This is a genomic window from Vibrio harveyi NBRC 15634 = ATCC 14126 = KCTC 12724 (assembly GCF_001591145.1).
Taxonomy (GTDB): domain Bacteria; phylum Pseudomonadota; class Gammaproteobacteria; order Enterobacterales; family Vibrionaceae; genus Vibrio; species Vibrio harveyi.
In genome coordinates this window covers 1-1,719 of sequence record NZ_BCUF01000116.1, presented here as the reverse complement: position 1 = coordinate 1,719, position 1,719 = coordinate 1, and the positions used below count along the sequence as shown (strand labels likewise).

Here is a 1,719-nt window from a genome sequence, read left to right as displayed (position 1 = left end):
ATTTATTGGTGAGTTATGAGATATTTTGACTGTACAAAATTTGACTATAAGAAATTCAATATCACAGAAACAAGTGATCTAATCGAGCGAGATAAAGCAGCGTATAAACATTCATTCCAACAGTGGGTTAATTCAGAAATCGATAACATTGTAGAAAGAAAGTGGGAAATAGAGAATATCGGAGTCGTTGATGAAACTGGTGACTTCATCCGCTTAATTAAAGAAGCTGAGCTATCTTATTCTCTTGGTGCTTACTTCAGTACTATCGCTTTAGTTGGAGTCGCAAGTGAAGATCTATGTAGGTACTTTGCTGAAAAACAGGGACACCAAAAACTCACCAATCATTCTCAGTTTGATCGAATCAATAAGCTTAACGAATTAGGAATAATTTCTTCTTCTGTACACAGCAAATTTGATAAAATTCGTAAGATTAGGAATAACTGTTTGCACTTCAATGACGGATTTAAGTCTCAAAAGCGTGATGACCTAAAAATTGAAGCTGCTTCTTGCATTAACGATCTAAAATCAATTTATAAAGAACTGTTTTCTTCTTTCAATGGCAAATACAAACTAGGTACTTTAACTACTAGCGTAATAGAAGACTTTGCTCGCCAAATGGCAGATCAGACTTCTTTTGGCGATACACTCAACACAGAAGAATTTACCATGAAATTAAGGTATTTCATGGCGAGTGAATTTGGTGAAGATATTGCAATTGCAGATAGCGGTGCACAGGTTGAAAGGACAGGTCTATTTGTCGTAGCTGATATCGATACTGAAGACCCAATGGAAATTAGTCTGCTTGATCTGTCTGTTGGTCAGTACGTAATTGTTGATTTATCTAACGAAGATATGTTCAAACTAAATGAGCAAAATGTCGAGGTTAACTGTAGCATAATCGCTAGTATTACATCTGTAACCAATCATCAAGGTATAACAGCTGATTGGCATCTTAAAAACGTATATCGCGTAAAATAAATATAACAAAGCATTTAAGAGTGATTCGCAACGCTCGGCATTTTCGCTTCGCTCAAGTATAGCCAAGCGCTGCTCACACCTTAATGCGGCGTTATAGCTAATCGTGTTCAATAAACAATGTAGTATTGATGGGAGATATTTTAGTGTCAGATTATCAAGTTGTACTAGGTATTTTAAACCTTCTGCGGGATAAAGGTTATTTTGTGTCTGGTCCTTATCAAAATGACAAACATGAAGGTGTCATTTTTGGGGTTAGAAAGCCGAAAGGGCTTCGAAGTGGCGATAAAACAGACAAATTCCGTATCAGGATCTACCTAGATAATGGTGAGTTTTCTGATGTAGCAGTAGAGCCTAAGGCTAAGCAGTATCTTCTTCACCTTTGCCAAACTAATGGTATTTACTTAGAGTGGTTAAAGAAAAAGTAAATAGCTTGGAGTTTAGCTATAACAAAGCGTTTAAGACGGATTCCCAACGCTTGGCATTTTCGGTTTGTTTTGAATTTAGTGTTTACGGCACAATGGTTTAGGTAGGGTGGTAGCGTTGCTCACCACTTAACGCGGCGTTAGTACGGGTTTGACATCAAAGGTCATCAGTTTTGGTGTTTATCTGTTTTGGCGCTCGTATTTACACCTTTCAGTTAGTGCCTTTCACGTTCTTTCCGGTGGCACTATATGCGGAGTGTTTGCTTTGATTTCCTCTTTTACGGTTTCTAACTCTTAGCCTATTTCTTTGGCGCGTCTT

General features: G+C 37.5%; 2 protein-coding genes. Both read left to right on the top strand.

Going from position 1 to position 1,719, the window contains the following annotated elements; genetic code table 11:
* The first annotated feature begins 15 nt into the window (after positions 1–15).
* Positions 16–978 carry a DUF4145 domain-containing protein gene (locus VHA02S_RS24675; RefSeq protein WP_038899722.1) on the top strand — a complete coding sequence of 321 codons (963 nt, stop codon included), beginning with the start codon at positions 16–18 and terminating at the stop codon, positions 976–978.
* A 128-nt stretch (positions 979–1,106) separates the two neighbouring features.
* Complete coding sequence (locus VHA02S_RS24670) at positions 1,107–1,403, top strand: hypothetical protein (protein ID WP_038899721.1); 297 nt, start codon at positions 1,107–1,109, stop codon at positions 1,401–1,403.
* Positions 1,404–1,719 lie beyond the last annotated feature (316 nt).